General features: G+C 61.4%; 5 protein-coding genes. 2 read left to right on the top strand and 3 right to left on the bottom strand.

From position 1 onward, the window contains the following. Together OSA81_13020 and OSA81_13015 are read left to right on the top strand one after the other, a co-directional pair. Positions 1-188, top strand: a 188-nt coding sequence (locus OSA81_13020; GenBank protein ID MDE0899922.1) for a hypothetical protein, incomplete at its 5' end; no start/stop codon positions are given. A 286-nt stretch (positions 189-474) separates the two neighbouring features. Continuing rightward, the gene (locus OSA81_13015; GenBank protein ID MDE0899921.1) at positions 475-1,083 is read left to right on the top strand and encodes an HD domain-containing protein; all 609 of its coding nucleotides are present in this window, start codon (positions 475-477) and stop codon (positions 1,081-1,083) included. 38 nt (positions 1,084-1,121) lie between these two features. Here the strand turns inward: OSA81_13015 and OSA81_13010 are convergent, their stop codons facing one another. From OSA81_13010 to OSA81_13000, 3 genes are read right to left on the bottom strand one after another with little or no spacing between them, the layout of a single operon-like run. Beyond that, complete coding sequence (locus OSA81_13010; protein ID MDE0899920.1) at positions 1,122-4,289, bottom strand: helicase-related protein; 3,168 nt, start codon at positions 4,287-4,289, stop codon at positions 1,122-1,124. Next, a complete protein-coding gene (locus OSA81_13005; GenBank protein ID MDE0899919.1) occupies positions 4,286-6,103 on the bottom strand; it encodes a phospholipase D family protein in 1,818 nt (605 codons plus the stop codon). Before OSA81_13005 ends, OSA81_13010 begins: the two co-directional genes overlap by 4 nt. After that, positions 6,096-7,322: a DUF6361 family protein gene (locus tag OSA81_13000; GenBank protein MDE0899918.1), complete on the bottom strand. Its 1,227-nt coding sequence runs from the start codon at positions 7,320-7,322 to the stop codon at positions 6,096-6,098. The genes OSA81_13005 and OSA81_13000 overlap by 8 nt, the downstream gene beginning before the upstream one ends. Positions 7,323-7,387 lie beyond the last annotated feature (65 nt).

The raw sequence follows: 7,387 nt of genomic DNA, 5'->3' as shown, positions 1-7,387 counted from the left end.
CATCGAGTCTCGATGGAACCGAGTACTCGGAGTATCAGGGCCAGCGAATCATTGAGCCGCAATCGTCCGCAGATCGACCCAGCGGTGCTGGGCTGTCAGCCCACCTGGACTGGTGCGGCGATCGACTAACTGTTGCCCGTGAACAACCGTCAGCAGGTTCTGCCGATGCAGGGGAGAGCACAAGTTGACAGCCAAGTTGACAGCCAAGCCAGCAGACGGAGATGGACGGCTGTACACCGTGGCGGCCAGATCCCTTGAACTAGCAGGGGTGATGGACACCGGCGTACGTGACTAGACGCTCCTGACGTCCATGACGTGATGCTTCACATAAACGTTTGGATGGCGTCGGGATCTTGGAAGTGTTACGGACGGGCCCATTGGGCGAAGTGGGCACAAGAGCAGCCTAGGAGCTGAAAATGTGTAGTTCTCAGGGCCCAAAGACCGCTTCGATGAGCGGCAGTTAGGGTGCCCGGCATGGATAAGAAACCGGAGCTGGGGGAGCGGTTTACCTCCGCTGTGGGTTTCGCCCGTGAAAAACACCACGGCGATGTCCGTAAGTGCACCAGGATTCCTTACCTGAGCCATCTCCTGGCGGTGGCTTCTCTGGCGATCGAAGACGCCGCATCGGACCTGCAGCTAGACGACCGGTTCGAGGACATTGCGATGGCCGCCGTTCTCCACGACGTGGTCGAAGACACCCCGGTGTCAGTCAGCGAGGTGGCCGACCGTTTTGGACCTGAGGTCGCTCGAATCGTTCAAGCATGCAGCGACGCTGAGAGCACTCCGAAGCCCCCGTGGCGGGAACGAAAAGAGGCCTACATCGAACACTTGGAGGACGCCGACCAGGCAGTTCTGTGCGTGGCCCTTGCCGACAAACGTCACAACGCCCGTTGCATTGTCAACGACGCCGCCGAACTCGGTCCCGAATTCTGGAAGCGGTTCAACGCCGGCCCTGACCAACAGATCTGGTACTACAACGCCGTCGCTGAGGTCCTTACCCGTCGGCGTCCCGGGCCTGCGGCCGACGAGCTACGCCGCACGGTCGACCGGTTGTGTGACCTAGCTCGCGCTCACCTCGCCTAATCCCCGGCGGGGAAACAATGGTCGACTTCATCTAGCAACTAGCTGGCCTGCGGGCTTGGTGGGGTGAGATCTATCCGCAGGTCTTCGAGAACAGCTGGGTTGTCCACACCGGAGAGGTATTCGACGAGGTCGTCTTGGCGGGCCTGTCCGAACACCAGCCGGTACATGGCGATTGAGCGTTTCAGGTCTGAGAGCAGACGGGTTTCGCGGCTCAACGGCAGGGAGGGAACGATTCTTTCGATCGCGAATGGGCCCGGATAGATCCAGAACGGGACAAGGTCGGAAGACCCCTCGGCCTCTGGTGACCGGCAAGCGGCGTCGAACATGGCTTTCCACGGGTCGCCGGGGTTGGCCCACGCGGCGTCGGCGTGAGCGGCGGCCACGTTTCGGCGCAGAGCGTGTCCCTTGTAGCGGTGAACACGTCCTTCTCGCTGTTCGAGATCGACGGGGTTGGAGGGCAGGTTCCAGTGGATCACAGCGTGGCAGTAAAGGTGAAAGTCAAGACCTTCTTGGCCGACAGAGGTTGAGGCGAGAACGAACGGCCAGAACGGTGAGTTGAACGCTGAGCGGACCACACCGGACCGGATCACCGACGAGTCAGTCTCTGACCGTTCATCGCCGAAACGCAAAGCAAATCTGCTTCTGAACCGATGCTGGGAGCGTCCGCTTCGACCGGTGTGGTCCCTTCCGACGTAATCGGCGGACTTCACCGACACGGCTGTGACGAACTCTTCGGCGATCTTGTTGAGGTCGTCCCAGCTTTCGATCCGGGTTATGAACAACCACTCGCTCAGGCAGTGGATGTATTCGTCCATGACAGCCGTCAAACAGCCTTCTGCGTTGTAGCGGAGCACTGACCGCCAGTAGTCGCCCGGGTGGAGGGACCGGATAAGTGATGTGGCCTCGGGGAGGTTGAACAACGTTCGGAACCCCCAGGCGATCCGGCACGCTGCGTCCCACGCCCATTCTTCGCCCTGTTCGCCGAAGATTCGAAGCAGCGACCGGAGCGCCACGGTTGCCGGGTTGCCGAGCGCATGCAGGGCCAGGACCTCTGCGAGATCATCGGGTTTGCGCCCCAGTTCAATCTCGTTGCGGTACAGCTGATGGGCCTGGTCGACGTGGTCTGCAAACGCCGAATGCTCATCGGGGTCGTCGTCTCGGACCGAGTCGGTGCCAAGCCAGCACCACAGGTAGCGGCGCTTGTGTTTCATCCAGGCCGAGCTGTCGGTACTGCGATCCAGGAGTATGGGGGCCGCCCAGTACCACCGCTCATCAACCCGGCCGTCCGTTGGAGAGTCGGGAAGGTCAGCGAGTTTCTCTTCGAGCCGGCCGGTCATCTCCGTTAGGACGTCGTCGAGAGAAGCGTCGTTGCCAATGCCTTGTGCGAGAGCGAAAGGGTCGCCGATCTTGGCCAGCGTCCACGACGGGTACAGGAGACCGAAAGTTGACATGGCGGCCGGTTCACCGTCGCGGCGTTTGAACTGCAGGAGGCCTTTGATTTTCTTACGGTCGTCAGGATGGTTGCGGACAGATTCGTCGCGTAGGGCCATCATTTGGCGTTCAGCGTCGTAGCTGACCAACGAAGCGATTGCCTTAGGTACTGCGGTCCATGCTGAAAAGATCAGACGCTTGGTGAAAGCCTGGGCGTCGTCTTGTTGCCACGGCCCTTCCAGCTTGTAATAGGGGAGTGAAGGGGCCAGCCAGAGCATCTGCCATCGGCCTGCGCCGGTTGTCTCTTCGGTGAGGTGTCGAAGCCGCGGGTTGTTGGCGTCAAGCGGCTGGTAGCGACGCCACTGTTGCCAGTCGACCTGGCCCTCGACCGCAGCGACCAATCGTTTGGTCTCTTTGCGTTCCGTCGGGTCGCTGAGGGCCTCGTCGAGGCGCTTACCGAGCTTGTAACCATCGGTGAAGTTCAAGAAAAACGGTACCGATTTCCAATACTCGAGCATCGAGCCCCCGTCGAGACGGTTAGAGAGCGCCTCTAAGGCGACATAGGCATTGACATCGTCGGCGGTGAGCCCACCGATTTGTTTGACGGTTTCACGCAGCATGCCGTTGCGGTCGGTGGTGGAGGCGAGCCGTTCAGTTCGCGCCATGACCTTTCTCAATTCGGTTTCGAGTTCCCGGCGGGCCGCCCCAGAGGTCGGTGTGTTCGAGCGACCTGCTTCGAGCACTGTCTGTTGGTACCGGTCGAGCGCTTGACCGAAGCGCTGTGTGTCACCGTCGAGGAGGAAGTCGACGGTGTGCAAAAAGTCGCTGTAGTGGTCGTCGTCGCTATCACCTGAGGCGGTGAACATCTTGTACGGGGTGGCCGAGAGCATCAGCGTCTTGTTGTCTTCGAAGTCGAACAGGGCGTTGGCCAAATGTCCGGCTTCGGTGTCGTCGGAGAGAAGGCCACGGAAGCGCTGGAACTCGTCGAGAATTACTAAGTCCGGTTCGAGCGCGTCAACGCACTGGCTGGCCAGCCGGTTTCGAAGTTCGCCCACTAGCTCCGCCCGTTGGGTAACTGCCTCCTCAGGAGGCTTGTTGGTCCCAAAGTCTGGGATGAGTTGCTCAAACCGGTCACGCAGGTCGGTACCGGCGAGTTCTTCGCCAAATGCGGCGAGCAGGTCAGGGTCGAGTTTGGCGAGATCGGATTCTGCTGCTTTGGCGATCTCGTCGAAGCGGCCGAGGGTGCTGAGCCAGCCTTGGAAGATCCGCCGAGCGGCGGAAACGTCGAGCAGTTCGCGCCCCCAGAGGCCTCGAAGGGCGTGCCATAGCAGTACCCGTTCGCTGGCCATGCCGAGGCTGCTCTTGAGATCGAACGACGTGCCGGGGGTGAACGAAACAAAGTTGACCTTGTTTCCCCGGAGTTCCCTGATTTCTTTGGCGATCATGGTTAGACGTGAGGCGAACGAGAAGGTCTGATCGCCGAACACGTTGAGTTTGCGCAGGTTCTGGTCGGCGATTGCCCGGTTCGAACAGATGTAGATGACGTCGATCCGTTCGATGTCGTCCCACAGGTGGGCGATAGCCCGGGCGATCACCCCTTTGGCGACCATGGTCTTGCCGAGCCCTACCTCGTCGGCCACCAGGAACCGGGAGCCGCAATCCGGGTCGGTGTAGAGGCGGCGAAAGACGTGGTCAACGGTTGCTCGCTGAAAATCTTTCAGCTCCCCGTCGATCTGCTGCAGGGCCTCACGTCGGTCAGCCTGTTCGCCGGTCATGCTCGAAGCTCCTGGCGAACAGCGTTGATCGGTGCCCAGATCTCTTCCAGGCCCTCGGGGATAAGTCCTTCTCGGTCCGTGGAGAGCAGATCGTCGAGAAGATCAGCGACCCGGTCGAGAGCTGACCCGCCCCGAACGAGGGCCCGAAGCATTGTCTCTAAGAGAGGAACCTGGCCGGCGTGCTTCCACCGGCCCCCGCCGCCCCCGAACGTCGAAATGATTTGGTCGAGGCGAGCGTCGTCGACCAGGTCAAAGAGCAAGAACAACAAGTACCGGATCAGATCATCGGAGTCTTTGAGCTGAGCGGACAGCAGCCGCTCTTTGCGATCGTCGGGAGCGCCGACCAGCCGGGCGTTAATCAATGCGGCACTCCTGGCCTGGCGGCCCTCAACCGAAGCGGTTGCTGTCACCACCAGAAAAGATGTGATCCCAGCCAAGGTCACGGCGCCTGCGTCAACATCGACGGCCTGCCCGGGATGGATATGGCTGTCGGCCCCTGCAGTAGCGACCGACGCCGGCCGGATCGTCACCGTGGTCCCCTCATCAACTGCCGGCATCGGCTGTTGGGTCGCTATGTGTATCCGGTGGTCTGTGTCAGTTGGGGAGACGGTGACGGTAAACGGGATGCTGGCGATCTGCTGGACAAGAGAGTCAAGCCGGTAGGTGAGCGTGGCCAGCTCGTCGGGTTCTGCGGGCTCTTCGTTTTCCGGTCGGAATGGTTGCAGCAGGTCCCGGAGTGTTGCCTTGTGGCCTTTGGCATCCAGGACCTGGTCGATGCCCCAGTGGTTGCGGCGGCCAACTAGTTCGACGAGCAACTCGGTGTTGCCGCCGAAACCGGCGCCTGTGGCATTGGCCGACCCGGTGTAGAGGTGACAGCGGCGGCCCCTTTCAACCAGGAACAGCTTGGCGTGCAGTCCACGAAGCGGAATGCCGACCCGTTCTTGTTCCGCTTCCGGTTCGTCGTCGCTGTCTTCAACCGCGTCGGTGTCGAGAACGAACGTTTCTTCAAAACCGTCCAAGGGCAGCGAGCCGACACTGTTAAGTGCGTCGGCTCTTGACACCAGCAGGTGCCGGTCACCACCACTTGACAACCACTCGAGTGTGTCGGCCGAAAGGAACGGTGAGATCACCAAGGAACGGTCGCCGGTGAGATCCGGAAGCTGATGGTCGCCGCCCAGCGGCCAGAACCGCACCTCGAGGGCGCCGTCGGGGAGTTCCCACTTGACGTCACGCAGTGATTCGACAAGGTCGCTGATCTGTTGTTGTCGATCGTCGGTTGGGCGTTGAACAGCGCCGGCACTGAGCTCGTCGAGGAATAACCGCAGCGGTTCGTTGTCGTCGGACTCTGTGGCCGCCGGGTCCTCATCGAGGCAAACAATCGTGTCCCAGGAACTGTCAAACGTCAGGTTCCTGCTGGCCACCAACACCCGGTGGGCGTACTCGCCGGCGTCGTTGCGGAACCGCAACACCCACACCTTCGGGTGGAACAGGCGTCCCGGCCGGGGAGGGGCGACCGGAACCACTGAGTCCTCAAGCCACGCGAGCACCGGTTGAAGCGTTCGGGGCACAGCAATGCAACCGGCCTGGCAGAAGATGGTGATCCGATCGGCGTGACGGCGAACCGCCTCCAGGAGGGCCAGCGAGTCGGATTCCCCACCGGGTGCGGTGGCCGAAAACAGGGCGAACGAAACAGGTGCCACAAGCAACGCCTGAAGGTCAAGAGTGAACGTGGTGCCCACCGCAATATCCAGGATCATCCCCGGTGGCGGTTTGAGCGCTTCGACGAGGAGGTGCCGGTCGTCGGGGTCAAGCATCGGTTAGCCCCTTGATGATGTCGTTGACGATCACTTGGCCGGTGCCCCACCGGTAGTTGAGTTGGCCCGCCCCGGACACGCCCCCCCAAATCTCAAGCTGTCGAGGGTTGCCGAGCCGGGCCAGCCCCCGCTTAAGGCCCTGCTCACGGTCGCCTATCAGCTGGTGTGCTGACCGGTTAGTGGCCACACTCCCGCCGGGTGCAAGCGCCAGATCGAACCACTGGTCGAGAAACCTCCGTGTCTTGTCGGTGACCCGTGCGCCGGTGTGAGAAACAACCCGCCAAAAGTCGTCGCGCTGGACTGCTTCGAACTCGGACCGTCGGGCGGCTACCAGCCCGACCCAGTCGTCAAGCCGGTCTCGGTAATGGTCGACTCGTTCGGCGCCTCCCGACTGGAGCTCCCGCCGGGTTGCTTCTTCGGCCAGAAGAAGGTTGTAGAGAAGCGCCGCACCCCAGAACAGTTCGGAGAACCAGCGGCCATACCGGACCCGCCTGGCCAGTTCGTCGGGCAAGCCGTCGAAGTCAACGCCGTCCCACGGGAGAGCAATCGTGCCCTCGACTGGTTGCCCGGCCAGCAGGTAGTGGGCGAGCAGCGAGCCTGGGTCGGCCGTAACGATCCGTTCCCGTAAGAAATGAGCTTCCTCGCCGGTGAGAGCCAGCGTGGTTTCTTCAAACAGCCCATCGGGTCGGGGCGGAAGCGCCGGGTGCCAGTTTGTTGGCCGTTCAATGTCGATCTGTTCGGCTTCGTAACCGGCAAAGGCATCGACCTGCCGGTAGAAGCGGCCGATGCTCCGCCGGTAGTCGCCCAGCCCCCCCTGGTATCGGCGAAGGTCAAAGACACCCAGCCCGTTCCAGTAAACGCTTTCGGGGAGACGCTTCAGTCGTTCCCGGGCATCGATCCCAATAACGCCTCCGGATTCACCCCCCGCCTCCAGGGCGTAAATCAGCTCGATTTGACGTTGCCGGGCCTTCTGGGCGATCTGGCCTTCTGGCACCCGCCGTCGTTCTAGATCCAGGTACACCCACGGAACAAAAAAGAAGTACCGGGCGCGGGTTTGGATTGTGCTCAAGCCCGGAAACAACAGATCCGAAAAAGCGTCCCTCACCGCGCCGATACCCAACTCGTCGCGCGAATCGGTTTCCGAGAAGAGGTCAATGACCTCGCGCATCTTGCGTTGTTGTTCCTCGGAGTGGTCAAGCCAGCCGATTACCGATGCCATCGCCTAAGGCCTGCCCGTCCGAGTTGACCACCGAAAAAAGTTTGAAGAGATCACCAAGTATTGCC

The sequence above is a fragment of the Longimicrobiales bacterium genome, assembly GCA_028823235.1.
Lineage (GTDB): Bacteria > Gemmatimonadota > Gemmatimonadetes > Longimicrobiales > Gaopeijiaceae > UBA2589.
Note: the sequence above shows the minus strand (reverse complement) of the source record. Positions and strands in the feature narration are given on the sequence as shown.

Coding starts and splice junctions, on each gene's coding strand:
- OSA81_13015 (MDE0899921.1), top strand. CDS start 475: ATGGATAAGAAACCGGAGCTGGGGGAGCGGTTTACCTCCGCTGTGGGT.
- OSA81_13010 (MDE0899920.1), bottom strand. CDS start 4,289: ATGACCGGCGAACAGGCTGACCGACGTGAGGCCCTGCAGCAGATCGAC.
- OSA81_13005 (MDE0899919.1), bottom strand. CDS start 6,103: ATGCTTGACCCCGACGACCGGCACCTCCTCGTCGAAGCGCTCAAACCG.
- OSA81_13000 (MDE0899918.1), bottom strand. CDS start 7,322: ATGGCATCGGTAATCGGCTGGCTTGACCACTCCGAGGAACAACAACGC.